This is a genomic window from Spirillospora sp. NPDC029432, from assembly GCF_040703975.1.
GTDB lineage: Bacteria > Actinomycetota > Actinomycetes > Streptosporangiales > Streptosporangiaceae > Spirillospora.
In genome coordinates this window covers 73,639-99,277 of sequence record NZ_JBEZWH010000023.1, presented here as the reverse complement: position 1 = coordinate 99,277, position 25,639 = coordinate 73,639, and the positions used below count along the sequence as shown (strand labels likewise).

Here is a 25,639-nt window from a genome sequence, read left to right as displayed (position 1 = left end):
ATCGGTTGTCGCGACTGGCAGGCCGGGCCGTACCGGGGGTGCGGCGGCCGGCGTCGCGACCACGGGACGCCCGCCGGCACCCAAGGTGAACAGAGGAGAGGCACAGAACAGTGAGCGACGTCCGCAACGTCATCGTCATCGGCTCGGGCCCCGCCGGCTACACGGCCGCCATCTACGCGGCGCGCGGCGACCTGAAGCCGCTGGTCTTCGAGGGCTCGGTGACCGCCGGTGGCGCTCTGATGAACACCACCGACGTGGAGAACTTCCCCGGCTTCCCGAACGGGATCATGGGCCCCGACCTGATGGACGGGCTGCGCCAGCAGGCCGAGCGGTTCGGCGCGGAGCTGATCGCCGACGACGTCACCGAGGTCGACCTGGCCGCCGACCCCAAGATCGTCAAGGTGGGCGACGAGGTGTACCGCGCCCGCGCGGTGATCGTGGCGACCGGTTCCGGGTACCGCGAGCTGGGCCTGGAGAACGAGAAGCGGCTGTCCGGCCGCGGCGTCTCCTGGTGCGCCACCTGCGACGGCTTCTTCTTCCGCGAGCAGGACATCGCCGTCGTCGGCGGCGGCGACACCGCGATGGAGGAGGCGATCTTCCTCACCAAGTTCGCCCGTACGGTCACCGTGATCCACCGCCGTGACGAGCTGCGCGCCAGCAAGATCATGCAGGATCGCGCGTTCGCCAACGAGAAGATCAGGTTCCTCTGGGACAGCGAGGTCGCCGAGGTGCTCGGCGACGACCGCCTCTCCGGCGTGCGGATCCGCAACACCAAGACCGGCGCCGAGAGCGAGCTGGAGGTCACCGGCCTGTTCATCGCGATCGGCCACGACCCGCGCAGCGAGCTGTTCGCCGGCCAGCTGGAGACCGACGCCGACGGGTACCTGCTCGTCGACGCCCCCACCACCCGTACCAAGATCCCCGGCGTGTTCGCCGCCGGCGACGTGGTCGACCACATCTACCGCCAGGCCATCACCGCGGCCGGCAGCGGCTGCTCGGCCGCCATCGACGCCGAGCGCTGGCTGCAGGACCAGGGGGCCGCCGAGACCGTCCAGCAGCCGCCCAAGGAACTGTCCCACCAGGGCTGATCAGAGAACGGAGATCCGATGAAAGCCGTGACCGACGCCGACTTCAAGGCCGAGGTGCTCGAAAGCGACAAGCCCGTGCTGGTCGACTTCTGGGCCGAATGGTGCGGTCCGTGCCGGATGGTCGCCCCGATCCTGGAGGAGATCTCCAAGGAGCACGGCGACAAGCTGGAGATCGTCAAGCTCAACATCGACGAGAACCCGAAGGTGCCGGCCGAGTACCAGATCCTCGGCATCCCCACGCTGAACGTCTACAAGAACGGCGAGGTCGTCAAGCAGATCCAGGGCGTCAAGCCCAAGGCCGCCCTGCTGCGCGAACTCGGCGAGTTCATCTGAGCCGCCCCTGAAGACCTCGCCACCTCCCGCGGCGAGCGCGAGACGACGGGCCCGTACCGGACATCCGGTACGGGCCCGTCGCTTTCTCCATAGAGTGCCGGGATGCGAGCCGTACTGCAGAGCGAGCGTGAGTTCCCGCCCGAGTCGTCAGTTGGGCGTGCTCCCGGTGGACGCTTCCAGATGCAGACACCTGGCGAGCTCCTCGTCTTGGACGCGAGGCTCCGTACGGTACGTACGTTCGCGTTGCCGCAATGGGCACGTTCCAGCGCAACCCAAGGAGGACTGGAATCGGCGGCCGTCAGCGGGCCCGACCGTGTCGGCGTCGTGGAGGTCGGCGGCGGAGTGCGCTGGGAGGTACGCCATGCCACCTGGAGGCCGCGCCTGGGCGCGGCCGCGTCCTCGGGCTCCTGCGCGTTCAGCTCTGACGGGACGCAGGTGTGGGCGGTGACACCGCAGGAGGACGGCGATGACCTGTGGACGGTGCACGACGCCCTGACGGGCGCCGCACTGGGCCGCGTCTCCTTGGGGTGCGCGAGCGTGGGCTCCACCACGCTGCCCCATGCCGAGGGCCCCTGCCTCTCCGTGGATCTGGCGGGCGGCGATGGCGGCGGCTGGATCGGCACGGGCCGCTGGGAGGACGGGCGGCCGATCGTGGACGTCCGCGCTTCGCCGTACGGGGTGCTGGCGGACGTCCATCCGGACGGGCACGGCCACCTCACCGTCCCGATGGAGGACGGGCGGCTGACCGTGTGCCACCTCCCGGACGGGGCGCCCGAGGCCGTCCAGGAGGGGGACTTCGACCTGTGCGGGGGATACCTGGACGCCGACCGAGTGATCGCCAAGGAGTTCGACGGTCCCACGGCGCTGTTCACATCCGATTCGCTGGAGCCGATCTGCACCGTCTCGTACCCGCCGGGAGCGGTCACGGACCTGCCGCTCCCCAATGGCCGAGGTACCTGGACGACCTACGCCAGGGGCCGTCTCCAGTCCTGGCGGACGGCGTAGCGACGGGCCCGCGCATCACGGAGCGCTGAGAGGGCCTCAGACGGGACGGAGGGCGCCTTCTGGGGTCATGGAGCCGAGGAGGCGCTCCAGCGCCACCTCGACGTCCTCACGCCATGACAGGGCCGACTTCAGCTCCAGCCTGAGCCGCGGGTAGCGGTGGTGCGGCCGTACGGTCTTGAAGCCCACCGACAGCAGGTAGTCGGCCGGGACCAGGCAGCCGCCCTCCTCGACCTTGAGGTCGCCGAACGCCTCGATCGCCTTCACCGCCCGCCGGGTGAGGTCCTTCGCCACGCCCTGGACGAGCATCCGGCCGAGCCCGCCGCCGGCGAACTCCGGCAGGATGTGCGCCGTCATCAGCAGCACGGCGTCGGCGCTGACGGGACTGGTCGGGAAAGCCACCGAGCGCGGCACGTACAGCGGCGGCGCGTACATCACGAAGCCCGCCGGAACGTCGTCGACGTAGACGATCTTGCCGCAGCTGCCCCACTCCAGGAGCGTGGAGGAGATCCACGCCTCCTTCTCCAGCTCCGGGTCGCCCGCCTCGACGGCCCGGTCGCGGCTCACCGGATCGAGCTCCCAGAACACGCAGCGGCGGCAGCGGCGCGGGAGATCGTCCAGATTGTCCAGCGTGATGTTGACGAGACGACGCGACACCGGAACAGCACCCCCTGCGGAAACGTGCGGTGCGCCACTTCGCGAGATTCCCGGCAACACTCGGGGATCCTCGGGCATCGTATCGGACAGGGGGCTTTCCGCCCGCGAACGGCGCGGCCCGGCCGCCCCGCCTCGTCGAGCATCAGGACCCATGTCGTAGTTTGCAAGAACGTCCGAACACCCCCGGAGGTGCCTCGTGGAACAGCACTCGCGTACAGACGCCTACTCCGACCGCTACGCCGCCCGTGCCGCCGGCATGGTGCCGTCGGAGATCCGGGCCCTGTTCGCGGTCGCCTCCCGTCCCGAGGTCGTCTCCCTGGCGGGCGGCATGCCGTACGTCTCCGCCCTCCCGCTGGACGCCCTGGGCGACATGATCGGCGAGCTGGTCGCGCGCAACGGCGCCGAGGTCCTCCAGTACGCGTCCGCCCAGGGCGACCCGCTCCTCCGCGAACGCATCTGCGAGGTGATGTCCCTCGAAGGCATCCAGGCCTCCGCGGACGACGTCGTCGTCACCGTCGGCGCCCAGCAGGCGCTGGACCTCATCACCCGCATCTTCGTGGACCCGGGCGACGTCGTCCTGGCCGAGGCGCCCTCCTACGTCGGCGCGCTCGGCACGTTCGCCTCGTACCAGGCGGACGTCGTGCACGTACCGCTCGACGAGGGCGGCCTGATCCCGTCCGCGCTCCGCGAGACCCTCGAACGGCTCCGCCGCGAGGGGCGGCGGGTCAAGTTCCTCTACACCGTCCCCATGTTCCAGAACCCGGCCGGCGTGACGCTCACCGCCGCCCGCCGCGCCCAGGTCCTGGAGATCTGCGCCGAATACGACGTCCTGATCCTGGAGGACAACCCGTACGGCCTCCTCGGCTTCGACGGCGAGCCCATGCGCGCCCTCCGCGCCGACGACGCCGAGCGCGTCATCTACCTCGGCTCGTTCTCCAAGACGATCGCCTCCGGGCTCCGCGTCGGCTGGTGCCTCGCGCCGCACGCCGTCCGGGCCAAGCTCGTTCTGGCGGCCGAGTCCGCCGTCCTGTGCCACCCGAGCTTCTCGCAGTTCGCCGTCCGCGAGTACCTCTCCACGCAGCCGTGGCAGGAGCAGATCAAGGACTTCCGCGAGCTGTACCGCGAGCGCCGCGACGCCATGCTCGAAGCCCTGGACGCGATGATGCCCGAGGGCTGCACGTGGACCCGTCCCGCCGGCGGCTTCTTCGTCTGGCTCACCCTCCCCGAGGGCCTGGACGCCAAGGCCATGGCCCCGCGCGCCATCGCCGACCGCGTCGCGTACGTCCCCGGCACGGGCTTCTACGCCGACGGCGGCGGCCACCGGCACATGCGGCTGTCGTACTGCTACCCGGAGCCGCACCGCATCCGCGAGGGCGTCCGCCGCCTGGCCGCCGTGATCGAGCAGGAGATCCGGCTCCGCGACACCTTCGGCGGTGGCGTCGGCGTCGGTGTCGGCGGTGTCGGCGCGACCTCCCCGGCCGGGGTCGACACCCCCGGACCCGGCCTGGTCTGAAATCCCGTACGAGGCGCGCCGACTCCCCCATCCTGGAGCCGGCGCGCCTTTGCGAAAACCGTCAGGGCAAACCTCTGATTCCCGTCTAAGGAGCATCGTTTTGGAACTCGGCCATGTGGTCGTCCTGGCCGGAGGCCTCTCGTACGAGCGCGAAGTCTCCCTCCGCTCGGGCCGCCGTGTCGTGGACGCGCTGCGCGCCCTGGACGTCCCGGTCGAGCTCCGCGACGCCGACGCCACACTCCTGGACTCCCTCTCGAACGACCCGCCGGACGCCGTACTCCCCGTCCTCCACGGCGCCGCCGGCGAGGACGGCTCGATCCGCGACGTCCTCGAACTCATGGGCGTCCCCTACGTCGGCTCCCGCCCCGACGCCTGCCGCGTCGCGTGGGACAAGCCCACCGCCAAGGCCGTCGTACGCCAGGCGGGCCTGAACACCCCCGCCTCGGTCGCCCTCCCCAAGGAGGTCTTCCACGACCTCGGCGCCTCGTCCGTCCTCGACCACATCGTCCGCCGGCTGGGCCTGCCCCTCTTCGTCAAGCCCACCCGCGGCGGCTCCGCCCTCGGCGGCTCGGTCGTCCAGGAGGCCACCGAACTCCCCGCCGCGATGGTCGGCTGCTTCGCGTACGGCGACGCCGCCCTCGTCGAGCAGTACATCCCGGGCACCGAGGTCGCAGTCTCCGTCATCGAACGCGACGGCTCGCCGCACGCCCTCCCCGCCGTGGAGATCGTCGCCCCCGGCGGCCGCTACGACTACACGGCCCGCTACGACGCCGGCGACACCGAGTTCATCACCCCGGCCCGCCTCACCCCCGAGGCCGCCCGCCGCGCCACCCACGCCGCGGTGACCGCCCACCGCGCCCTGGGCCTCCGTGACCTCTCCCGTACCGACCTCATCATCGACCACACGGGCGAGGCCCACTTCCTGGAAGTGAACGTGGCCCCCGGCATGACCGAGACGAGCCTCTTCCCCCGCGCCCTGGCCGCCGCATCCATGGACCTCGGCACCCTCTGCAGGAGCCTCCTCGGCAACGCCGGCCCCAACACCGCCCCCTGAACACACCAACACCGCATCGCCCCAACCGTCTCGGACCCCAGCCCCCACCACGGGCAGCCCGATGTTTCCCGTGAAACATCGGGCCCTCATCCCCGAACAAGGCGCACGGCCCTCACCCACAGAAGACCGGCCCACAGGCGACGTTTCTCGTGAAACATCGCCCCACGGCGCCTTCTGAGGGAGCGGTGGAGGTCCTTTCACGACGGGGCGCCATCGCCCGCGGGCTCCAGTGCATGAATCACCCGGGCGGGGGAGGGACCTGCCCGGCACGGGCGATCATCAGCGTGGGGGCGGGGCGGAAGAGTGACGGGCATGGAGATCAGCAGAGTCGTACGCCTCGTCCTGCACACCGGTCCCAGCGAGAGCGACACCGAGCGGCCCGTTCCGCGCTGGGTGATGCGGCTTGCCTACGCGATGCCGTTATTGCTGTTGCCCTCATGCCTGTGGCGGCTGCCTTTCGCCTTCCATTTCGACATGGGGCAGCAGCACGACACCGGCATGCCGAGTCTGTGGGTGAGCGTGCCGTATGTATTCGCGCTGAGCGTCGTGTCGGAGCTGATCGCGTTCCTGTGCATCGGGCTGGTGCGCCGCTGGGGCGAGGTGGCGCCCGCCTGGATCCCACTGATCGGCGGCAGGCGAGTCCCGCCGCTGGCGGCTGTCGTCCCCTCGGTGCTCGGCGGGCTGGCCCTCACCGCGCTTTTCGGTTCCGTGCCGATCGGCGGCGGCCAGCACCTCACCGTGTTCGGCGTGGGTGAAGACATCGCCTACGACAACGGCTGGTGGGGAGCGCTGGCGATGATCTGCACCGCCCCGATCGGCATATGGGGACCGGTCATCCTCGTCCTCGCGGGGGCCTACTATCTGCGCCGCCGTCAGGAGACCGGCAGGCCCCCGGCGATCGTGGAACAACCCGCGAACGTCTGACGTCCCGCGACAAGACGGCGTCCAGACGGAAGTACTGCTCTGGCGGTTGGGGACGAGGTTTCCCGTGAAACATGCGCAGCGGAATCGCTTGGGAAGTCGGTTGGGAGATCGCTGCTGACCATGTGGGGCGGGCGTTCGGCGTAGCGGGTAAGCGGGGGTGGGGGCGTGGCCGATAGGCGGCCTTGGGGGTGAGGCGGGGGAGGGAAGAGGCGGTGGAAATGAAAACGCCCCGGGGTAGCCCGGGGCGTTGGTGGTCAGAAGCCTTGGTCGTCTGGTTCGTCGTCCAGGGTCATGGCCTTGATGATGCGGTCGAGGTCCTCCATGGAGGCGAACTCGACGACGATCTTGCCCTTCTTGGCGCCCATGTCGACGCGGACCTTGGTCTCGTAGCGGTCGGAGAGGCGGTCGGCCAGCTCGCGGAGTTCGGGGGCCGTGGACTGCTTGCGGCGGCCCTGGCGGGGGGTCTTGGGGCCCTCCTCGACCTCCCGCAGGGTGATCATCTCTTCGACGGTACGGACGGAGAGGCCCTCGGCGACGATCCGGCGGGCGAGCTCCTCCTGGGCCGCGGCGGTGTCGAGGCTCAGCAGCGCGCGGGCGTGGCCGGCGGTGAGGACGCCCGCGGCGAGGCGCTTCTGAACGTCCGGCGGGAGGTTCAGCAGCCGCAGGGTGTTGGTGATGTGCGGACGCGAGCGGCCGATGCGGGTGGCGAGCTGCTCGTGGGTGGCGCCGAAGTCCTCCAGGAGCTGCTGGTACGCGGCGGCCTCTTCGATCGGGTTGAGCTGCTGCCGGTGGAGGTTCTCCATGAGGGCGTCACGGAGCATGTCGTTGTCGCCGGTGTCGCGGACGATCGCCGGGATGGCGTCCAGGCCGGCGATCTCCGAGGCGCGCAGCCGGCGCTCGCCCATGACGAGCTCGTAGTCGTGCTCCGGATCGTCGATCCGGCGGACGACGATCGGCTGGAGCAGGCCGACGATCGAGATCGACTCGGCGAGTTCGGCCAGCGGCTCCTCGGCGAAGTTGTCGCGGGGCTGCCTGGGGTTCGGGCGGATCCGCCCCAGCGGGATCTCGGCGAAATGCGCGCCGATCGGTACGGACCCCGCGGCGGGCGGACCGGCGGCGGGCGCGCCGTTGGACGGCACGTCCCCGGGATCGGCCGGGGCGGGGGCCGGGGGCGCCGCCGGCGGGCGGGTCGGGATGAGGGCGTCCAGCCCCCGGCCGAGGCCGGGCTGCCTGCGTCGCGACTGGCTCACTCGGGCGCTCCCCGGTACGCCATCTCCGAGGCGGCCTCGCTGTAGGCGAGCGCGCCGCTGGAGCCCGGGTCGTACGTCATGACCGACTGCCCGTAGCTCGGGGCCTCGGACACCCGGACGCTCCGCGGGATCACGGTGTTGAGGACGACGTCGCCGAAGTGGTTCCGGACGTCCTCCGCGACCTGGGCGGCGAGGCGGGTGCGGGCGTCGTACATCGTGAGCAGGATCGTCGAGACGACGAGTTCCTGGTTGAGGTGGGCCTTGACGAGGTCCACCGTACGGATCAGCTGGCCGAGGCCCTCCAGCGCGTAGTACTCGCACTGGATCGGGATGAGCAGCTCGTGGCCGCCGACGAGGGCGTTCACGGTGAGCAGGCCCAGCGAGGGCGGGCAGTCGATCAGGACGTAGTCGAACCTGCTCGTGTCGTACGCGCTGAGTGCCTTCTGCAGCCGCGACTCGCGGGCCACTTTCGAGACGAGTTCGATCTCGGCGCCGGCCAGGTTGAGGTTGGCGGGGGCGCAGTGCAGGTTCGGGATCTCGGGGGCCGCGACCACGATCTCGTCGAGGGGAAGATCCTCGATCAGGACTTCGTAGATCGACGGCACATCGGCGTGGTGCTCGACGCCGAGGGCGGTCGAGGCGTTCCCCTGCGGGTCCAGGTCCACGACGAGGACCTGCGCGCCGTGCATGGCCAGCGAGGCGGCGAGGTTGACCGAGGTGGTGGTCTTGCCCACGCCGCCCTTCTGGTTGGCGATGGTGATCACCCGGCACTCGGCCGGCCGCGGCCACTCCTTCTCCCGCCGCACGGGGCGTACCCGACGGCCTGTTTCATGTGAAACCTTCGCGTCCTTCAGCGCTTCACGCACCAGTTCAGACTCCCCCTGAGATGGCCCGTTGCGCGGCCCGGGCGGCTCCTGGGCGCCACCGTTCGTCGGTACGTAACCGACGTTCTCCGCGGTTCCGGACGTCGTACTTCCCCACATCGCGTGTCCGGAGGGGAGGGCCTCCCCGCCGTCGCCGTTCGCCTGGGGGGATTCAACGGAGCGGTCAGGCCGGCCCGGTCCTGTGCTCATGAAGACCTCTTCTTCCTCGACCCTTTGGTGCGCCGGGGGGCGCGTTCGCGTTCGGCGACCACACGGACAAGCGTCGTCGGCGGGTCGACCATACCGCGCCCTACTTGGAGCAGTTCGGCGGAGCGGACACCGAAGCGCTTCAGCACGGGCTGCGCCTCCTCCAGCTCCACCGCGGCCCGCTCGCCCTTGAGGGCCAGCAGTTCCCCGCCGGGCCGCAGGAGCGGCAGCGCCCACTTCGCCAGGCGGTCGAGCGGTGCGACGGCGCGCGCGGTGGCGACGTCCATGGAGAACTCCTGGACGACCTCCTCCGCGCGTGCGCGGCGCACCTCCACGTTCGGCAGTTCCAGCATGTCCACGCATTCCTGGAGGAACGTGGTCCGGCGCAGCAGCGGTTCGAGGAGGGTGACGGAGAGGTCCGGCCGTACGATCGCCAGCACGATCCCGGGCAGGCCCGCACCGGAGCCGATGTCGACGACACGCGCCTTGTCCGGTACGGCCTCGGCGACCACGGCACAGTTGATCAGGTGGCGTTCCCAGAGCCGATCGACCTCGCGCGGGCCGATCAGGCCACGCTCGACCCCGGCGCTCGCGAGGAACTCCGCATAGCGTTCCGCGACCGGCAGCGTTTCCCCGAAAACCTCACTCTGAATCCCCACCGTACGAATCGTTCCACATAAGGCCGGGACGGCGCACAGCACACACTGCTCCGGAAGCCATAGGAACCTTACGGATCCCCGTACGGGCGAGGCCGCACGCATACTCCCCGCCCTCAGGGTAAGGAACGGGCAATGCCGACCACCTGATCACGGAAAAGGGAAGGAGGCTCCGAACCATGGGGATCGGAGTCAGTCTCGCCTTCATCGCCATCGGCGCGATCCTCGCGTTCGCGCTCCAGGTCGACCTCAGTGGAATCAACATCGATCTCGTGGGCTGGATCCTGATCCTGGTCGGCCTGGTCAGCATGTGGTTCACGTACAAGTACACCCGCCCGCGCCGCCGCGCGAACACTATGGCCGGCGCCGACCCGGGGTACGTCGAGGCCGAGGGCGCCGCGCCGGCCGAGACGGTCGTCCACGAGGAGCGCATCATCGAGCGTCCTGTCGACGGCCCGGTGGAGCGTGTCGAACGTGTGATCGAACGTCCCGTCGCACCGCGCGACCGCACCGCCCACTCCCAGCCGACGGGCCACGCGGCCCAGGACCCGGCCGTGGCGCAGGACCCCGCCGTCGCCCAGGACCCGGCCCGGGAGAACGTGACCCCGACCCGCCGCCGCTCCCCGTTCCGCCGCTGATTTCCCGGTACGAACCGCTTCAGGGGCAATTGTTCGGTGCGAAAAGGGCTGCGTCACGCGCGTCTGAGAGCCGGAGCGGGGGCGCGGGCGACGACCCTGGTTTCAGGAGAATCCTTCTCCACGAACTCCCCGCGCCCCTCCCGCCCGCCTGAAGGGGCCGCAAAAGCAGATCGCTCCGCGTCTCTTCCCGCCGGAGGGCGGGAGGCGACGCGGAGCGATTCGGCGTTCGACGCGGGCTACTCGGGGTGGACGACCACGTAGCGGTCCGGCTCCTCGCCCTCGGACTCGCTGCGCAGGCCCGCGGCCGCGACCGCGTCGTGCACGATCTTGCGCTCGAACGGGGTCATCGGGGCCAGCGGCTTGGCCTTGCCCTCCTGCTTGACCTCGTTCGACACGTCCTGGCCCAGCTTGGTCAGCTCGGCGCGGCGGCGCTCGCGGTAGCCGCCGATGTCGAGCATCAGGCGGGAGCGGTTGCCGGTCTGCCGGTGGACGGCCAGCCGGGTGAGCTCCTGCAGCGCCTCCAGCACCTCGCCGCGCTTGCCCACCAGCTCGTCCAGAGCGCCGCCGACGACGGCCACCATCGCGCGCTCGCCCTCGACGTCCATGTCGATGTCGCCGTCGTAGTCACCGATGTCCAGCAGGCCCTCGATGTAGTCGGCGGCGATCTCGCCTTCCTGCTCCAGGGCCTGGACGTCGACCTCAGTGGTGTCGGTCTGGCTCAACGGGGTCTCCTTCTTCGGCGAGGACAGAGGTCAAAACTAGCGCTTCGGGCTGCCGCTGCGCTTGCTCCGCGACTTGCGCGTCGGCTGGTTGCGCACGACCTTCGGCTTGGGCTCCGGCTCGGGGACGGACTCGGGGTCCTTGCGCAGCTTGGTCTTGACGCCCGTCGACTTCGCCGGCGCCGCGTTCTTGCCGCCGCCCTTGCCGCCCTTGCCGCCCTTGGCGGCGTCGCCGTTGCCGTTGCCGTCGGCGCCGATCGGCGGGTACTTGGAGTAGATGTAGTGCTGCTGCACCAGGGTCCAGCTGTTGGACGTCACCCAGTACATGAGGACGCCCAGCGGGAAGCCGAGACCGAAGAGGCCGAACACCGGCGCCAGGAAGACCATCATCTTCTGCGCCTGCATCATCGGGTTGTTCTCGTCCGTGACGGGCTGGCGCTTCATGCTGGACCGCACGGTGAAGAACGTCGTGCAGGAGCTGATGATCACGGCGATGCCGGTGACGGTGATCGCGCTCCAGTTGCGCGGGTCGCCGCTCCAGGCGTTCAGGAACGTGTCCGGGATGTGCGCGCCGAGGATGTTGGCCTTCTGCGCGCTGTCCACCAGCTCGGACGTCATCGCGTAGACGCTCTGGCCCGGGTTCGCGTCCGAGATCTTGCGCAGGACGTTGAAGAGGCCGATGAACACCGGCATCTGCACCAGGATCGGCAGGCAGCCCGACAGCGGGTTGGCGCCGTTCTCCTGGTAGAGCTTCATGACCTCCTGGTTCATGCGCTGCTTGTCGTTCTTGTACTTCTTGCGCAGCGCCTGAACCTTCGGGTTCAGCTCTTGCATCTTCCGGGAGGCGTGGATCTGTTTGACGAACAGCGGCACCATCAGCAGGCGCAGCAGCACCGTCAGCAGGATGATGGAACCGCCCCACGCCCATCCACTGTCCTTGGGGACGACAGTGCTCAGCCCCGTGTGAATCCACACGATCAGCTGGGCGACGATTCCGTACAACCAGTCAAGCACCGGGCAGCTCCTTGGGCTCTGCTAGGGCGGGGCCGCTCTCCGCGCGGCCGGAGGTCGTGGAGGGGGCAGCGCCCTTCGCCGGCGGTACGGGGTCGTACCCGCCGCGATGGAAGGGGTGACACCGGCCGATCCGGCGCACGGTCAGCCAGCTGCCGCGCACCGCGCCGTGCACCTGGAGGGCCTCCAGGCCGTACGCGCTGCAGGTGGGCTGGAAGCGGCACTGCTGCCCGAGCAGGGGGCTCAAGAAGCGGCGGTAGGCACGGACGAGGAGCATCAGCGCACGGGCCGCCGGGCTGACGCCTCCGGCCGCGTGCTCCGAGGGGGAACGCCCCTCTGGATGGCTCGTCATCTCCGCCCCTTGGACGTGGGCCGCAGCAGCCGGTCGAGCGCCGACTCCAGATCCGCGGCCAGGTCGTCGTTGCGCGCCGCACCCGCGGCGGGATTGGCGCGCACTACGAGCAGGCTACCCCGCGGCAACCGGTGCAGGTGATCCCGCACCAGGTGCCGGAGCCGCCGGCGGGCGCGGTTGCGGACGACCGCGTTCCCCACCGTGCGGGCCACGATGAAGCCGACCAGGGGTTCGGCCTCGTCGTCGGGAACGTCGTCCCGGCGAAGCAGATGTACGACGACGGTCGGCCGTCCCGCGCGGCGCCCGCGCCGGACGGCCAGGGTGAACTCGTCCCGCCGCCGCATCCGGTTACCGGAGGGCAGCATGCGAGGGGAGAGGTCAGACCGCGATGCGGGAGCGGCCCTTGCCGCGCCGCGAGGAAATGATGGCGCGCCCAGCGCGGGTGCGCATGCGCAGCCGGAAGCCGTGCTTCTTGTGGCGACGACGGTTGTTCGGCTGGAAAGTACGCTTGCTCACTCGAGGCTCCAGTGCTGCGGTCGGCTTGTTTGACAGGCGCGATGGCTCGCATCGAGGGCCGCGTCCGGTCCCCCGCAGCGGGGGCCCGTCCGTGCCTGCCCGGGTCTCTCGGCGAGATGGTGGGACAAGACGGCGGGCACGCGTCATCTCCGTCGATGCGACTCGACCTCAGAACGTTACGGGCTACCAGGGCACACGGTCAAACGGAGCGGCGGTGTACGGCGGGAAGTGAATGTCACATTCCTGCCATTCCAGGCTCCGCGGGAACGGCGGCCGGGCCCCGTCCCCCGCGCCTCCCAAGGCTCGGCCGCGGCGCGAAGTACCCAAAGTTCGCATGCGCCTCTCCCGGTTGCAGCGGAACACCGGGCTCGCTAGTGTCTTCCGAGCCGGTCGGCGCCCGTCCTTCGGATCGCGCCGGCCCGAAGTCTCCGAAGTCTTTCCACACCCGCCACCGTCGCGGGTACCTTCGCTTCCCGCACGCTTCCCGCACGCCCCCGCTACACCCCTCGCACGTCATCTTCGAGTCCTAGCGCCATCCCCCGGGTGGTGCCGTTCGTGCTCTGCCGGCACGCCGTGCCGACTTATGCACAGGGCTCCCCATGTTCATGCACAGCGTGTGGACAACTCTGTGGACAACTCGTGAGAGAGTAAGTTCTCCGCGGCGTCCCGAGGCCATCGGGACGGAGCGCGGCCATGGGGAAGCCGGGCAGTCGGGTGCTCCGGATACGGAGATGTTGGGGAGGGGACCTTGCGCATGGACGGTCAGGATCTCGCGTCGGTCTGGACCCGCACCCTTACCGCCCTGTCCGAGGGGGAACTCCCGCCGAGCTACCGCGCGTGGCTTCCGATGGTCCGGCCGCTGGCCCTGGTCGAGGGCACGGCGCTGCTCGCCGCGCCCAACGAGTTCGCCAAGGACGCGCTGGAGACGCGGCTGCGCAACCTGATCACGCAGGCACTCTCGCACGAGCTGGGCCGCGAGATCCGCGTCGCGGTGACCGTCCAGCCGGAGCCGCCGGCCGCCTCCGGCGGCGAACCGGGCCCGGCCCATCACGACCGGCCGCCCGACTCCTTTACCGACCGGCCTTACTCCCAGGAACAGTCGTACGGCGAGGGCCGCCCCTTCGAGGAACGGCCGTACGAAGACCGCCCATTCGGCGAGCAGCAGTACCGGGAACAGCCGTACGAGTCCTATGGGGACCGTTCCTATCCCGAGCACGGGTACGGAGGGCCGCCCCAAGGAGGCTCTATCCACAGCCCTGGGGGAAGCGGTGGATATCCCCTTCAGGAAGAGGACCGCGGCTGGCCCCAGGGCGGGGATTCCGAGCACGGCGGTGGATATCCGCCGGCGTCGTCCCGTCCTCCCGCGTACGGCGGAGGCCCCCGGGGCGGCGGGCCTTTCGAGGGGCGCGGCCCGCGCGGCGGCTATCCCGGAATGGGCGGCGGAAGCGGCTCGGAAGGCTTCGAGGGTTACGAGGGTTATGAGGGTTACGGCCCGGAAGGCTTCGGCCCGGGCGGGGAGGGCCGCGGCGGACGGCACGGGCAGCAGCCCTTGCAGGGACACGCCCCCTCCCATCTGAACGACCGCACTCTAGGCGCGCCTCCGGCTCGCAATGGGGAGAACCAGAACGAGCCGCCGCGAGGCCGTTCCAATAACGACGACGCTTTCCCGCAGGGCAAGGGCGCCGAATCGTTCAGGGGCGAGGAGTCCTCCTATAGAGGAGAGGGCGGCTCCGCTTTCCGTGACGACGAGGCGATGAGCGCTCTGCCGGAGCCTCGCACCGGGGGCGGCGGTTCTGGGGGCGGCAGCGCAGCCGGGAGCGGCGGCGGGAATCCCGCTCCCAGCGCGGAGCACGCCCGGCTGAACCCGAAGTACACGTTCGAGACGTTCGTCATCGGGTCGTCCAACCGGTTCGCCCACGCGGCGGCGGTGGCGGTGGCCGAGCAGCCGGCCAAGGCGTACAACCCGCTGTTCATCTACGGCGACTCGGGACTCGGCAAGACGCACCTGCTGCACGCCATCGGGCACTACGCGCAGAGCCTCTTCAACGGGGCGCGGGTGCGGTACGTGAGCTCCGAGGAGTTCACCAACGACTTCATCAACTCGATCCGGGACGGCAAGGCGGACGGGTTCCGCCGCAGGTACCGGGACGTGGACATCCTCCTCGTCGACGACATCCAGTTCCTTGAGGGCAAGGAGCAGACGCAGGAGGAGTTCTTCCACACCTTCAACACCCTGCACAACGCGAGCAAGCAGATCGTGATCTCCAGTGATCGGCCGCCCAAAGAGCTGGTGACGCTGGAGGACCGGCTGCGCAACCGGTTCGAGTGGGGGCTGACCACGGACGTGCAGCCGCCCGAGCTGGAGACCCGGATCGCGATCCTGCAGAAGAAGGCCCGGCAGGAGGGCCTGGCGGCGCCGCCGGACGTGCTGGAGTTCATCGCCTCGCAGATCGCGACGAACATCCGCGAGCTGGAGGGGGCGCTGATCCGGGTGACCGCGTTCGCCAGCCTCAACCGGCAGTCGGTGGACATGAAGCTGGCGGAGATCGTCCTCAAGGACCTGATCCCCAACGACTCCGGGCCCGAGATCACCGCAGCGATGATCATGGCGCAGACGGTCGAGTACTTCGGGACGACGATCGAGGACCTGTGCGGCCCGTCGCGGTCCCGGATGCTGGTGACCGCCCGGCAGATCGCGATGTACCTGTGCCGCGAGCTGACCGAGCTGTCGCTGCCCAAGATCGGCCAGCAGTTCGGCGGCCGCGACCACACGACGGTGATGCACGCCGAACGCAAGATCCGGTCGCTGATGGCCGAGCGCCGCGCGATCTACAACCAGGTGACCGAGCTGACCGGGCGGATCAAGCACCAGGCCCGCAAGCGCTGAGGCCCCGCCGGTCCCGTCCGTCCCGCCTCATCCCGTCCGTCCGCCCCTTGGCGCCTCGCCGGGGACGGGCTTGTCCACAACGTGGATAACCTCTGGCGCGCCGCCTCCCGCAGGGTGGATAACCGTTCCGTACGGGATCCCGGCCTGTGGACGGCGCCGGGACGCGACACGCCGAGCGAACCGCCCCCGGACCCACAACCTGGGGAAAACTCTGGGGATCCCGGTGGATAGTCGGGGGACAACCTGCGGACAACCTGAGGATGGATGGTGGATGGTTTGTGGACCGTCCGTGGACGGCTACCGGCATCATGGGGACGCACACGTGGACAACCTGGGGACGTCCTGGGGACGGGGTGGGGACGGAGCGCCCGGCGGCTCCCGAGTGCCGTGCCGGCCCGTGGAGAGGCGTGGACGACCTGCGGAAAACCCGTGGACAACCGGGGGATGAGGTGAGGATGACGTGTGGGGAAAGAATCCCCGTCCTCAGGCGGCGCTCGCCCGTCCACGGCCAGTGCACAGGCCCGGTGGACAAAAACAGGCCCCCGACCTGGGAGGACACCGCTTGTCCACACTATCCACGGCCCCTATGACGAGTACTGCTCTCTTTATCTATCCAAGAAAAGATCCTTCTCAACTCAGGGCCTGGGGATGAGCGCGCCGAGCGCGCGGATTCCCGGGGCGCACCCCACCGTTGAGCCGAAACCTGCAGGAGGCGGGTCCCCGTGAAGTTCCGCATCGACAGAGACGCCCTCGCCGACGCCGTGGCCTGGACGGCCCGGACGCTTCCGGTACGGCCCCCGGTGGCCGTGCTCGCCGGCATGCACCTGGAGGCCGGCGGTGAGGGCAACGGCGACCGGCTCAAGCTCTCGGCGTTCGACTACGAGGTGTCCGCTCAGGTCGCCACCGACATCGACGTGGAGGAGGCGGGGAGCGCGCTGGTGTCCGGCCGCCTCCTCGCCGAGATCTCGCGCAGCCTGCCTCCACACCCTGTGGAGGTGACCACGGACGGGGCCAAGGTGATGCTCCGCTGCGGCAGCGCGAAGTTCACACTCCTCACCATGCCTGTGGAGGACTACCCGACGCTGCCGGAGATGCCGCCGGCCGCCGGCTCCGTGGGCAGCGACGAGTTCGCCGCCGCCGTCAACCAGGTCGCCATCGCCGCCGGCAAGGACGACACGATCCCCATGCTCACCGGCGTGCGGGTGGAGATCGAGGGCGAGACCGTCACGCTCGCCGCCACCGACCGCTACCGGCTGGCCGTGCGGGAGATGCACTGGAAGCCGGACCGCCCCGACTTCTCCGCCGTCGCCCTGGTGCCCGCCAAGACGCTCGCCGACACCGCCAAGTCGCTGACCACCGGCGCCGAGGTGTCGATCGCGCTCGGCGGCGCGGGCGCGGCCGGCGAGGGCATGATCGGCTTCTCCGGCGGCGGCCGCCGCACGACGTCGCGGCTGCTGGACGGCGACTTCGTCAAGTACCGCTCGCTGCTGCCCAGCGAGTACGCGGGCCTCGCCGAGATCCAGACCGCCCCGTTCATCGAGGCCGTCAAGCGGGTGTCCCTGGTCGCCGAGCGGAACACCCCTGTACGGCTCTCGTTCAGCCAGGGAGAGGTCGTCCTGGAGGCCGGGACCGGGGATGAGGCCCAGGCCGTGGAGGCGCTGGAGGCGACGCTTGAGGGCGACGACATCGACATCGCCTTCAACCCCGGGTTCCTCCTCGACGGCCTGGCGGCGATCGGCTCGGACGTGGCGCGGCTGTCGTTCACGACCCCGACCAAGCCGGCGGTCCTGACCGGCAAGCCCCCGCAGGACGGCGAGAACCCCAACTACCGCTACCTGATCATGCCCGTCCGCCTCTCCGGCTGAGCGGAGCCGGACGGGCCGGGCAGGCCGGAGGCGCGTCCATGCGTAGGCGTACGTGTGCGGGTACGCCTAGGCGCGGACGTCTGTGCGCAAGGGGCCCCGCCGGGCCCTGGCAGTCGACGACGTAGAACGCTGAACACGGCAGGGACAGGGGAGTAGCAATGGAGCTGGGGATCATCGGCCTGGGCAAGATGGGCGCCAACATGGCCGAGCGGCTGCGCCGCGGCGGGCACACCGTCGTGGGGTACGACCGCAACCCGGAGATCAGCGACGTCGCCTCGGTGGAGGAGCTGGTCGGACGCCTTTCCGCGCCGCGTGCCGTGTGGGTGATGGTGCCCGCGGGCGGCCCCACCCAGGAGACGATCAACAGGCTCGGTGATCTCCTGGAGGCCGGCGACGTCGTCGTCGACGGCGGCAACTCGCACTATGTGGACGACCAGAAGCACGGCGAGGAGCTGGCCGCCAAGGGCATCGGGTTCGTCGACTGCGGGGTGAGCGGCGGCGTGTGGGGGCTGGAGAACGGCTACGCCCTCATGGTCGGCGGCGACGAGGAGAACGTGAAGCGGCTGATGCCGGTCTTCGAGACGCTGAAGCCGGCGGGCGAGTACGGCTTCGTGCACTCGGGCAAGATCGGCGCCGGCCACTTCGTGAAGATGGTCCACAACGGCATCGAGTACGCGATGATGCAGGCCTTCGGCGAGGGCTGGGAGCTGATCGAGGCGAGCGACGTGGTGACCAATGTCGCCGAGACGTTCCGCAGTTGGGAGCAGGGGACGGTCATCCGTTCGTGGCTGCTGGACCTGATGAACCGGGCGCTCCAGGACGATCCACAGCTCGACGACATCCGTGGATACGCCAACGACTCGGGCGAGGGCCGCTGGACCGTCCAGGCCGCCGTCGACCACGCCGTCCCGCTGCCCGCCATCACGGCATCGCTGTACGCGCGCTTCGCCTCCCGCCAGGAGGACTCCCCCGCGATGAAGGTCGTCGCGGCCCTCCGCAACCAGTTCGGCGGCCACTCCGTGGAATCGGCGAAGGGCGCGGACTCCCCCGGCGCCGACGTCACTCCCCCAGCCATGTGACGCCGGCGGGCACCGTCCACAGGGTGTGGACGCGGGGGCGGACACGGAGGCGGACGCGGAGGCGCGGCTCCTGGCCCGCCTCTTGGCTCGCCCCTTGGGCCGCCTCCCGGGTGCTTCCCGCGTCGTCCCACCCGGCGGGAGGCTCTACTCTCGTGTCTCGTGCATGTCGCCCACCTGTCGCTCCAGGACTTCCGCTCCTACGCCACCGCCGAGGTCGCGCTGGAGCCGGGGGTCACGGCGTTCGTGGGGCCGAACGGCCAGGGCAAGACCAACCTGGTCGAGGCCATCGGGTACGTGGCGTCGCACGGCAGCCACCGCGCGGCCACGGACGCCCCGCTGGTGCGCCAGGGCGCGCCGCGGGCGATCGTGCGCGCCGGGGTGGTGAAGGACGACCGCAAGGCCCTGATCGAGCTGGAGATCAACCCGGGCAGGGCCAACCGGGCGCGGCTCAACCGCTCGCCCGTCCCCAGGCCGCGCGAGATCCTGGGGATGCTGCGGACCGTCCTGTTCGCGCCCGAGGACCTGTCGCTGGTGAAGGGCGACCCGGGGGAGCGCCGCCGGTTCATGGACGAGCTGCTGACGGCGCGCGCGCCGCGGTTCGCCGGCGTCCGTTCCGACTACGACCGGGTCCTGAAGCAGCGCAACGCCCTGCTGAAGTCGGCGGCCGCCCACCGGCGCTCCCCGGGGCCCGAGGTGCTGGCGACGCTCGACGTGTGGGATTCGCACCTCGCCCGTACGGGGGCGGAGCTGCTCGCCGCCCGGCTGGACCTCGTCGCGGCGCTCCGCCCGCTCGTCGCGCGGTCGTACGCGGCGCTCGCCCCTGACAGCGGGATCGCCGATCTCATCTACAAGAGCTCGCTGGGCGACGTCGAGTTGTCCACAGACCGTGCACAACTCGCGGAGCAGTTGCTCGGCGGTGTCGCCGAGGCGCGCCGCCAGGAGCTCGAACGCGGAGTCAGCCTCATCGGGCCGCACAGGGACGAACTCGTCCTGCGCCTGGGGGAGCTGCCCGCCCGCGGATACGCCAGCCATGGGGAGTCGTGGTCGTTCGCCCTGGGGCTGCGGCTCGCCGCCTTCGACCTGCTGCGCGCGGACGGGGACGACCCCGTTCTGATCTTGGACGATGTGTTCGCCGAGCTGGACACCGGCCGGCGTGACCGGCTGGCCACGATGGTGGCACCGGCGGAGCAGGTTCTCATCACCGCGGCCGTCCCCGCCGACGTTCCGGCCGAGCTGACGGGCGGCTCGTACACCGTCGAGGGCGGGCAGGTCACGCGCGAGCATGGTGAACAGGACCTCGCAGGGGAGGGGACGCCGGGTGAATGATCGTCCACAGGGTGTGCATAACTCCCCCGACTCGGTGAATATCGAGGGCAGTGGGGACACCGCCGCTTCGTCCACACCCTCTGGGGAAGAGACGGGTCCTCCCGCCAAGTCCGGCATCGAACTGGCCCGCGAGGCGCTGGCGCAGGCGAAGGCGGACGCCCGCAAGCGCGGTTCCGTACCGGGGCAGGGCAAGCGGAAGGGCGGCGGGCGTACCCCCGGCGGGGTACGGGAGCCCGGCCGCGGCGGCGACCCCAAGGCGTTCGGCGCGGCGATCCGCGAGCTGATGGCCTCGCGCGGCTGGGAGCAGCGCGCCGCGGTCGGCGGCGTCTTCGGCAACTGGCCGGGCATCGTGGGCCCCGAACTGGCCGAGCACACCCGTCCGGAGAAGTTCGAGGACGGCGAGCTCACCGTCGTGGCCGACTCCACGACCTGGGCCACCCAGCTGCGGCTGCTCGCGTCCACGCTGGTCAGGCGCCTGAACGAGGAGCTCGGCGACGGCACGGTCCGCCGGGTCAAGGTCGTCGGCCCGTCCTCGGGGCCGCGGCGGGCCGGCGCCTGGCGGGTCCGCTGACCTCCGGCCAGCATCCGGCCGGCCTCCGTTCCGGGACGGGGCGGCCGCCGCCGGTACCCTGCGTGATCGGAACGCCCGCCGGCGGACACGAAGTGTCAGTGGCGTGTGACAGCCTTCGTTCCGCAAGAGCAAGACCACCACAAGAGAAGATGCGGACCGACGACCGGAACGTGACCGCCCGTGCACGCGGGGTGGCCGGCGGGGTGGGAACATCTGTTCGGTGTGACGCCAGATGAATTCCGGCGCCAGCGCGCCGTGGGCCCCACAACCCCCCGGGGGCTGTGGGGGGAGTAATCTCCTCGCCTGCTCGCCCGCCACACGCGCACACAGCGCCCGACAGTGCCACTTTTTGCCTGGCGACCCGGTAGAATGAAATCGGGTTCAGGATGCTGCGCCGCCATGGGTCGCCCGGGTCTCTGGCCGTTGGACCAGAGCGCGAGGGGCGCCCTTATGTGTGTTACGGGGCACGCCGCGTTCTCTTCGCGGGCGACGAGCATCCCCGGCAGGAGGATCTCCTTTGGCGTACGACGCTAGTTCGATCACTGTCCTTGAAGGTCTCGAGGCGGTGCGCAAGCGCCCGGGCATGTACATCGGCTCGACCGGGGAAAGGGGCCTGCACCACCTCGTCTACGAGATCGTCGACAACTCCGTCGACGAGGCGCTGGCCGGCTATGCCGACGACATCGTCGTGACGCTGCTCGCCGACGGCGGCGTGCGCGTCCAGGACAACGGCCGCGGCATCCCGGTGGGCGAGCACCCGGTCGAGAAGCGCCCCGCCATCGAGCTGGTGCTGACCACGCTGCACGCGGGCGGCAAGTTCGACGGCAAGTCGTACGCGGTCTCCGGCGGCCTGCACGGCGTCGGCTCCGCGGTCGTGAACGCGCTGTCCACCCGGCTGACCGCCGAGGTCCGGACGGACGGCCATGTCTGGCGCCAGTCCTACACCTGGCAGGGCCCCGAGGCGCCGCTGGCCAAGGGCGAGCCGACCGACGAGACCGGCACCACCATCACCTTCTGGCCTGACGGCGACATCTTCGAGACCCTCGAGTGGAACTACGAGACGCTCTCGCGCCGCATGCAGGAGTACGCGTTCCTCAACCGCGGCCTGTCCATCACGCTGCGGGACGAGCGGCCCGACCACTCCAACGGCGAGCCGCACGTCGTCCGCTACCACTACGAGGGCGGCATCGAGGACTTCGTTCGCTACATCAACAGCAAGCGGGAGTCCGTCCACGACTCGGTCGTCTACTTCGGCGACGACACCGAGGGCATGTCGGTGGAGATCGCCATGCAGTGGAACTCCTCGTACGCGGAGTCCGTCCACACCTTCGCCAACACGATCAACACGGCGGAGGGCGGCACCCACGAGGAGGGCTTCCGGGCGGCGCTGACGAGCATCGTCAACCGCTACGCCAGGGAGCAGAAGCTCCTCAAGGAGGGCAAGGACGACAACCTCAGCGGTGAGGACGTCCGCGAGGGCCTGACCGCGATCATCTCGATCAAGCTGGCCGACCCGCAGTTCGAGGGGCAGACCAAGACCAAGCTCGGCAACACCGAGGCCAAGTCGTTCGTACAGAAGGCCTGCCACGAGCACCTGCGGGACTGGTTCGACCGCAACCCCGGCGAGGCCAAGGAGATCATCAACAAGGCCACGCAGGCGGCGCGGGCGCGGATCGCGGCCCGCCAGGCGCGCGACCTGACCCGGCGCAAGAGCCTGCTGGAGTCGACCTCGCTGCCCGGCAAGCTGTCGGACTGCCAGTCCACCGACCCGTCCAAGTCCGAGCTGTTCATCGTCGAGGGCGACTCGGCGGGCGGCTCCGCCAAGGGCGGTCGCGCCGTGCAGTACCAGGCGATCCTGCCGATCCGAGGCAAGATCCTCAACGTGGAGAAGGCGCGGATCGACCGCATCCTCAAGAACAACGAGGTGCAGGCGATCATCACGGCGCTGGGCACCGGCGTGCACGACGAGTTCGACATCTCCCGGCTCCGCTATCACAAGATCATCCTGATGTCGGACGCCGACGTCGACGGCCACCACATCAACACGCTGCTGCTGACGCTGCTGTTCAGGTTCATGAAGCCGCTGATCGAGGCCGGCCACGTCTACCTGTCCCAGCCCCCGCTCTACAAGATCAAGTGGGACGCCCGGGGCCAGGACTCCGACTACGCCTACTCCGACCGGGAGCGGGACGCGATCATCGAGGCGGGCGTCGCCGCCGGCAAGCGCGACCCCCGCCCCCGCGACCTGGTCCAGCGCTTCAAGGGCCTGGGTGAGATGAACGCCAACGAGCTGTGGGACACCACGATGGACCCCGACAACCGGGTCCTGCTCCAGGTCACGCTGGACGACGCCGCCCAGGCCGACCAGCTGTTCAGCGTCCTCATGGGCGAGGAGGTCGAACCGCGCCGCGAGTTCATCCAGCGCAACGCCAAGGACGTCCGGTTCCTGGACATCTGATGGTGCGCGCGACCGGCCAGGCGGAGACGCCGCTCCCGGCACCCGGGGTGCCCGCCGGAGCGCCGGCGCGATCGAGCTTCCTTCCCACTACTTAGAAGAGGTCTTTCAGAGTGACGGACGTGACCACAGAGGGCGGCGGCCCCGGCGAGCGGATCGAACCGGTCGACATCCAGGTCGAGATGCAGCGCAGCTATCTCGACTACGCGATGTCGGTCATCGTCGCGCGGGCGCTGCCCGAGGTGCGCGACGGCCTCAAGCCGGTGCACCGCCGGGTCCTGTACGCGATGTACGACGGCGGCTACCGCCCCGACCGCGGCTACTTCAAGTGCGCCCGCGTCGTCGGCGACGTCATGGGGAACTACCACCCGCACGGCGACTCGGCCATCTACGACGCGCTCGTCCGGCTGGCCCAGCCCTGGTCGATGCGCTACCCGCTCGTCGACGGCAACGGCAACTTCGGCTCGCGCGGCAACGACCCCGCGGCGGCCATGCGTTACACCGAGTGCCGCATGGCGCCCCTGGCGATGGAGCTGCTGCGCGACATCGACAAGGAGACCGTCGACTTTTCCCCCAACTACGACGGCCGTTCGCAGGAACCGGACGTCATGCCGTCGCGGTACCCCAACCTGCTGGTGAACGGCTCCGCCGGCATCGCGGTCGGGATGGCGACCAACATCCCGCCGCACAACCTCCGCGAGGTCGCCGAGGGCGTCCGCTGGTTCCTGGCGAACTACGGCGCCTCCGACGAGGAGCTGCTCGACGCGCTGATCGAGCGGATCAAGGGCCCCGACTTCCCCACCTCCGGCCTGATCGTCGGCCGCAAGGGGATCGAGGAGGCGTACCGCACCGGCCGCGGCTCGATCACCATGCGGGCCGTCGTCGAGGTCGAGGAGATCCAGGGCCGCACCTGCCTGGTCGTCAGCGAGCTGCCGTACCAGGTCAACCCCGACAACCTCGCTTTGAAGATCGCCGAGCTGGTCAAGGACGGCAAGCTCGACGGTGTCGCCGACGTCCGGGACGAGACCTCCGGCCGCACCGGCCAGCGGCTGGTGATCGTCCTCAAGCGGGACGCCGTCGCCAAGGTCGTCCTGAACAACCTCTACAAGCACACGCAGCTGCAGGAGACGTTCGGCGCCAACATGCTGGCGCTGGTGGACGGCGTGCCGCGCACGCTGCGCCTCGACCAGTTCGTGCGGCACTGGGTGGCGCACCAGATCGACGTCATCGTCCGGCGCACCCGGTTCCTGCTCCGCAAGGCCGAGGAGCGCGCCCACATCCTGCGCGCCCTGCTCAAGGCGCTCGACAGGATCGACGAGGTCATCGCGCTGATCCGGCGCTCCCCCTCGGCGCAGGAGGCGCAGCGCGGCCTGATGGGCCTGCTGGAGATCGACGAGGTCCAGGCGCAGGCCATCCTCGACATGCAGCTGCGCAAGCTGGCCGCCCTGGAGCGCCAGCAGATCACCGACGAGTACGACAAGCTCATGGCGGAGATCGCCGACTACAACGACATCCTGTCCTCGCCCGAGCGGCAGCGCCGGATCGTCGGCGACGAGCTGGCCCCGATCGTCGAGAAGTACGGCGACGAGCGGCGCACGCAGATCATCCCGTTCGAGGGCGACGTCTCGTACGAGGACCTCATCGCCGAAGAGGACGTCGTCGTCACGATCACCCGCGGCGGCTACGCCAAGCGCACCAAGACCGACCTCTACCGGGCGCAGCGGCGCGGCGGCAAGGGCGTGCGCGGCGCGCAGCTGAAGCAGGACGACATCGTCGACCAGTTCTTCGTCACCACGACGCACCACTGGATCCTGTTCTTCACCAACAAGGGCCGGGTCTACCGCGCCAAGGCGTACGAGCTGCCCGACGCCGGCCGCGACTCCCGCGGCCAGCACGTCGCCAACCTGCTGGCCTTCCAGCCGGACGAGCACATCGCCCAGGTGATGGACCTGCGCGACTACGACGTCGCGCCGTACCTCGTGCTCGGCACGAAGAAGGGCCGGGTCAAGAAGACGGCGCTGCGCGACTTCGACTCGCCCCGCACCGGCGGCATCATCGCGATCAACCTGGTGGACGACGACGAGGTGATCGCCGCCCGGCTGGTCTCGCCGGACGACTACCTGCTGATGGTCTCCACCGGCGCCCAGGCGATCCGGTTCCGCGCCGACGACGACTCGCTGCGCCCGATGGGCCGCGCGACCAGCGGCGTGATCGGGATGCGGTTCGACGACGACCAGCACGTCCTCAACATGCTGGTCGCGCAGCCCGGCGCGGCGGACGTCCTGGTCGCCACCCAGGGCGGCTACGCCAAGCGCACCCCGATCGACCAGTACCCCGTCCAGGGACGTGGGGGTAAGGGTGTTCTGACCGCTAAGATCGTGGAAACTCGCGGTGGCTTGGTAGGGGCGCTGATGGTCGGCCCCGACGACGAGGTGTTCGCGATGACGTCGAACGGGGGCGTCATCCGTACCACCGCGGCGGAGATCAAGCAGTCCGGCCGGCAGACCATGGGGGTTCGACTGATGAACCTCGCCGAGGGGCACAGCGTGGTCGCCGTCGCGCGGAACGTAGAGTCCATGGAGGACTCGGACGCCGAGGCGGGCGAGGGGAGCGACGGTGAATGACGCCCCCCGGTCCGTCCCCGAGCCGCCGGGGCGTGGCTCTCGGGTCTCG

Annotated in this window: 23 protein-coding genes; 14 read left to right on the top strand and 9 right to left on the bottom strand. The window is 70.1% G+C overall.

All coding sequences use genetic code 11. The annotated features are described in order from the left end of the window. Window positions 1-110: 110 nt before the first annotated feature. From trxB to AB0881_RS20160, 3 genes are all read left to right on the top strand, one after another. On the top strand, window positions 111-1,088 hold the full coding sequence (gene trxB, locus AB0881_RS20170; protein ID WP_366618630.1) for a thioredoxin-disulfide reductase: 978 nt from the start codon (window positions 111-113) through the stop codon (window positions 1,086-1,088). An 18-nt stretch (window positions 1,089-1,106) separates the two neighbouring features. Then, window positions 1,107-1,421 (top strand): thioredoxin, encoded by a 315-nt coding sequence (gene trxA, locus AB0881_RS20165; RefSeq protein ID WP_366618628.1) that lies wholly within the window; start codon window positions 1,107-1,109, stop codon window positions 1,419-1,421. A gap of 444 nt (window positions 1,422-1,865) precedes the next feature. Continuing rightward, the gene (locus tag AB0881_RS20160) at window positions 1,866-2,426 is read left to right on the top strand and encodes a hypothetical protein (protein ID WP_366618626.1); all 561 of its coding nucleotides are present in this window, start codon (window positions 1,866-1,868) and stop codon (window positions 2,424-2,426) included. 36 nt (window positions 2,427-2,462) lie between these two features. Here AB0881_RS20160 and AB0881_RS20155 read toward each other — a convergent pair whose 3' ends face one another. Then, window positions 2,463-3,080 carry a GNAT family N-acetyltransferase gene (locus tag AB0881_RS20155; RefSeq protein ID WP_366618624.1) on the bottom strand — a complete coding sequence of 206 codons (618 nt, stop codon included), beginning with the start codon at window positions 3,078-3,080 and terminating at the stop codon, window positions 2,463-2,465. Between the two features lie 256 nt (window positions 3,081-3,336). On the opposite strand from AB0881_RS20155, the gene AB0881_RS20150 reads away from it, so the two are divergent. From AB0881_RS20150 to AB0881_RS20140, 3 genes are all read left to right on the top strand, one after another. Next, entirely contained in the window at window positions 3,337-4,593 is a 1,257-nt protein-coding gene (locus tag AB0881_RS20150; protein WP_366618662.1) for a PLP-dependent aminotransferase family protein, read from the top strand. A 100-nt stretch (window positions 4,594-4,693) separates the two neighbouring features. After that, a complete protein-coding gene (locus AB0881_RS20145; protein ID WP_366618622.1) occupies window positions 4,694-5,647 on the top strand; it encodes a D-alanine--D-alanine ligase in 954 nt (317 codons plus the stop codon). Between the two features lie 312 nt (window positions 5,648-5,959). Then, complete coding sequence (locus AB0881_RS20140; protein WP_366618621.1) at window positions 5,960-6,571, top strand: hypothetical protein; 612 nt, start codon at window positions 5,960-5,962, stop codon at window positions 6,569-6,571. Between the two features lie 254 nt (window positions 6,572-6,825). Here AB0881_RS20140 and AB0881_RS20135 read toward each other — a convergent pair whose 3' ends face one another. The 3 genes from AB0881_RS20135 to rsmG form a co-directional block, all read right to left on the bottom strand. After that, complete coding sequence (locus AB0881_RS20135) at window positions 6,826-7,821, bottom strand: ParB/RepB/Spo0J family partition protein (RefSeq protein ID WP_366618619.1); 996 nt, start codon at window positions 7,819-7,821, stop codon at window positions 6,826-6,828. Further along, the gene (locus AB0881_RS20130; protein ID WP_366618617.1) at window positions 7,818-8,627 is read right to left on the bottom strand and encodes a ParA family protein; all 810 of its coding nucleotides are present in this window, start codon (window positions 8,625-8,627) and stop codon (window positions 7,818-7,820) included. The genes AB0881_RS20135 and AB0881_RS20130 overlap by 4 nt, the downstream gene beginning before the upstream one ends. 263 nt (window positions 8,628-8,890) lie before the next feature. Then, window positions 8,891-9,550 carry a 16S rRNA (guanine(527)-N(7))-methyltransferase RsmG gene (rsmG, locus tag AB0881_RS20125; RefSeq protein WP_366618615.1) on the bottom strand — a complete coding sequence of 220 codons (660 nt, stop codon included), beginning with the start codon at window positions 9,548-9,550 and terminating at the stop codon, window positions 8,891-8,893. A 176-nt stretch (window positions 9,551-9,726) separates the two neighbouring features. Between rsmG and AB0881_RS20120 the strand changes: the two genes are divergently transcribed. Next, a complete protein-coding gene (locus AB0881_RS20120; RefSeq protein WP_366618613.1) occupies window positions 9,727-10,185 on the top strand; it encodes a DUF6458 family protein in 459 nt (152 codons plus the stop codon). Between the two features lie 236 nt (window positions 10,186-10,421). Here the strand turns inward: AB0881_RS20120 and AB0881_RS20115 are convergent, their stop codons facing one another. The 5 genes from AB0881_RS20115 to rpmH all read right to left on the bottom strand — a co-directional run bounded on the left by AB0881_RS20115 (window position 10,422) and on the right by rpmH (window position 12,783). After that, window positions 10,422-10,907 carry a R3H domain-containing nucleic acid-binding protein gene (locus tag AB0881_RS20115; RefSeq protein WP_366618611.1) on the bottom strand — a complete coding sequence of 162 codons (486 nt, stop codon included), beginning with the start codon at window positions 10,905-10,907 and terminating at the stop codon, window positions 10,422-10,424. Window positions 10,908-10,943: 36 nt separating this feature from the next. Continuing rightward, window positions 10,944-11,918: a membrane protein insertase YidC gene (gene yidC / locus AB0881_RS20110; RefSeq protein ID WP_366618609.1), complete on the bottom strand. Its 975-nt coding sequence runs from the start codon at window positions 11,916-11,918 to the stop codon at window positions 10,944-10,946. Continuing rightward, complete coding sequence (yidD, locus tag AB0881_RS20105) at window positions 11,911-12,192, bottom strand: membrane protein insertion efficiency factor YidD (RefSeq protein WP_366618660.1); 282 nt, start codon at window positions 12,190-12,192, stop codon at window positions 11,911-11,913. Before yidD ends, yidC begins: the two co-directional genes overlap by 8 nt. A 71-nt stretch (window positions 12,193-12,263) precedes the next feature. Beyond that, window positions 12,264-12,632: a ribonuclease P protein component gene (rnpA, locus tag AB0881_RS20100; RefSeq protein ID WP_366618607.1), complete on the bottom strand. Its 369-nt coding sequence runs from the start codon at window positions 12,630-12,632 to the stop codon at window positions 12,264-12,266. Window positions 12,633-12,645: 13 nt separating this feature from the next. Then, a complete protein-coding gene (gene rpmH / locus AB0881_RS20095; protein WP_366618605.1) occupies window positions 12,646-12,783 on the bottom strand; it encodes a 50S ribosomal protein L34 in 138 nt (45 codons plus the stop codon). Window positions 12,784-13,537: 754 nt separating this feature from the next. On the opposite strand from rpmH, the gene dnaA reads away from it, so the two are divergent. From dnaA to gyrA, 7 genes are all read left to right on the top strand, one after another. Then, complete coding sequence (gene dnaA, locus AB0881_RS20090) at window positions 13,538-15,670, top strand: chromosomal replication initiator protein DnaA (RefSeq protein WP_366618603.1); 2,133 nt, start codon at window positions 13,538-13,540, stop codon at window positions 15,668-15,670. A 722-nt stretch (window positions 15,671-16,392) separates the two neighbouring features. Beyond that, window positions 16,393-17,535 carry a DNA polymerase III subunit beta gene (gene dnaN / locus AB0881_RS20085; protein ID WP_366618601.1) on the top strand — a complete coding sequence of 381 codons (1,143 nt, stop codon included), beginning with the start codon at window positions 16,393-16,395 and terminating at the stop codon, window positions 17,533-17,535. A 158-nt stretch (window positions 17,536-17,693) separates the two neighbouring features. Continuing rightward, the gene (gene gnd / locus AB0881_RS20080) at window positions 17,694-18,614 is read left to right on the top strand and encodes a phosphogluconate dehydrogenase (NAD(+)-dependent, decarboxylating) (RefSeq protein WP_366618599.1); all 921 of its coding nucleotides are present in this window, start codon (window positions 17,694-17,696) and stop codon (window positions 18,612-18,614) included. Window positions 18,615-18,773: 159 nt separating this feature from the next. Continuing rightward, on the top strand, window positions 18,774-19,940 hold the full coding sequence (gene recF / locus AB0881_RS20075) for a DNA replication/repair protein RecF (RefSeq protein ID WP_366618597.1): 1,167 nt from the start codon (window positions 18,774-18,776) through the stop codon (window positions 19,938-19,940). A 13-nt stretch (window positions 19,941-19,953) separates the two neighbouring features. Further along, a complete protein-coding gene (locus AB0881_RS20070; RefSeq protein WP_366618595.1) occupies window positions 19,954-20,511 on the top strand; it encodes a DUF721 domain-containing protein in 558 nt (185 codons plus the stop codon). 517 nt (window positions 20,512-21,028) lie between these two features. Next, window positions 21,029-22,969: a DNA topoisomerase (ATP-hydrolyzing) subunit B gene (gyrB, locus tag AB0881_RS20065; protein WP_366618593.1), complete on the top strand. Its 1,941-nt coding sequence runs from the start codon at window positions 21,029-21,031 to the stop codon at window positions 22,967-22,969. Between the two features lie 110 nt (window positions 22,970-23,079). After that, a complete protein-coding gene (gene gyrA, locus AB0881_RS20060; protein WP_366618592.1) occupies window positions 23,080-25,590 on the top strand; it encodes a DNA gyrase subunit A in 2,511 nt (836 codons plus the stop codon). Window positions 25,591-25,639 lie beyond the last annotated feature (49 nt).

What these genes read in the sequence shown, in the direction of transcription:
- trxA (WP_366618628.1), top strand. Translation starts at nt 1,107, where the DNA reads ATGAAAGCCGTGACCGACGCCGACTTCAAGGCCGAGGTGCTCGAAAGC.
- AB0881_RS20150 (WP_366618662.1), top strand. Translation starts at nt 3,337, where the DNA reads ATGGTGCCGTCGGAGATCCGGGCCCTGTTCGCGGTCGCCTCCCGTCCC.
- AB0881_RS20140 (WP_366618621.1), top strand. Translation starts at nt 5,960, where the DNA reads ATGGAGATCAGCAGAGTCGTACGCCTCGTCCTGCACACCGGTCCCAGC.
- AB0881_RS20120 (WP_366618613.1), top strand. Translation starts at nt 9,727, where the DNA reads ATGGGGATCGGAGTCAGTCTCGCCTTCATCGCCATCGGCGCGATCCTC.
- yidD (WP_366618660.1), bottom strand. Translation starts at nt 12,192, where the DNA reads ATGCTCCTCGTCCGTGCCTACCGCCGCTTCTTGAGCCCCCTGCTCGGG.
- rnpA (WP_366618607.1), bottom strand. Translation starts at nt 12,632, where the DNA reads ATGCTGCCCTCCGGTAACCGGATGCGGCGGCGGGACGAGTTCACCCTG.
- dnaA (WP_366618603.1), top strand. Translation starts at nt 13,538, where the DNA reads ATGGACGGTCAGGATCTCGCGTCGGTCTGGACCCGCACCCTTACCGCC.
- gnd (WP_366618599.1), top strand. Translation starts at nt 17,694, where the DNA reads ATGGAGCTGGGGATCATCGGCCTGGGCAAGATGGGCGCCAACATGGCC.